The following is an 868-nucleotide window of genomic DNA, read 5'->3' as shown; positions in this document are numbered from 1 at the left end:
CGGGTCATCGTGGCCGGGCACGGCACGATCCGGCAGCGAACGGGGGAGCGCGCATGACCCTGCTCGACATCGCCCGGAACACCGGCGACCGCCGCGCCGGCATCTGGCTGATCAACCCCGTCGCGAAGCTCGCCGCGAGCGCGGTGCTCGCGATGGGTCTCGTGCTCACGATCGACCCGGTCAGCCCCCTCGTCGTGCTCGCCCTGCTCGCACCGCTCATCCCCTGGTGCGGGGTGCCGCCGCTGACCCTCGCCGTCCGGCTCGCCCCCATCGTGCTTGCCGCGGTGCTCGCCGGGCTTACGATCGTGCTCTACGGCACCCCCTCGGGGGACAGCCACTTCCGGTTCTTGTTCATGCACGTCACCGACGGCTCCCTCGCCTTGGGGCTCGCGACGGGGCTGCGCATTCTCGCGCTCGCCGCCCCCTCCGTCGTGCTGTTCATGACGATCGACGCGACCGACTTCGCCGATGCCCTCACCCAGATCCTCCGGCTGCCCGCCCGCTTCGTGCTCAGCGCCCTCGGCGCGCTCCGCCTCGCCGGGCTGTTCCTCGCCGACTGGCGGACGCTGGAGCAGGCTCGCCGAGCACGCGGCCTCGGCGACTCCGGCAGGATCCGCCGCCTGCTCAGCCAGGCCTTCGCCCTGTTCGTGCTCTCGATCCGGCGCGGCACAAGCCTCGCCACCGCGATGGAGGCGCGCGGCTTCGGACCGGGCATGGTGCGCGTCCCCGCCCGCGTCTCGGTGTTCGGCCGGACAGACGCGGCCTTCGTGCTCCTGTTTGCGGCGGTGACCGCCGCCGCGGTGACCGCCGCGATCCTGAGCGGGCAGTGGCGGTGGCTCTTTGCGTAGCGCCGCGGCGGACCTGACCC

Annotated in this window: 1 protein-coding gene; it reads left to right on the top strand. The window is 73.2% G+C overall.

All coding sequences use genetic code 11. The features are described 5' to 3' along the window. The first annotated feature begins 53 nt into the window (after positions 1 to 53). Positions 54 to 848: an energy-coupling factor transporter transmembrane component T family protein gene (locus tag OOT08_RS06220; RefSeq protein ID WP_325091715.1), complete on the top strand. Its 795-nt coding sequence runs from the start codon at positions 54 to 56 to the stop codon at positions 846 to 848. Positions 849 to 868: the final 20 nt, after the last annotated feature.

The sequence above is a fragment of the Leucobacter sp. M11 genome, assembly GCF_035726885.1.
Lineage (GTDB): Bacteria > Actinomycetota > Actinomycetes > Actinomycetales > Microbacteriaceae > JAPFRB01.
Note: the sequence above shows the minus strand (reverse complement) of the source record. Positions and strands in the feature narration are given on the sequence as shown.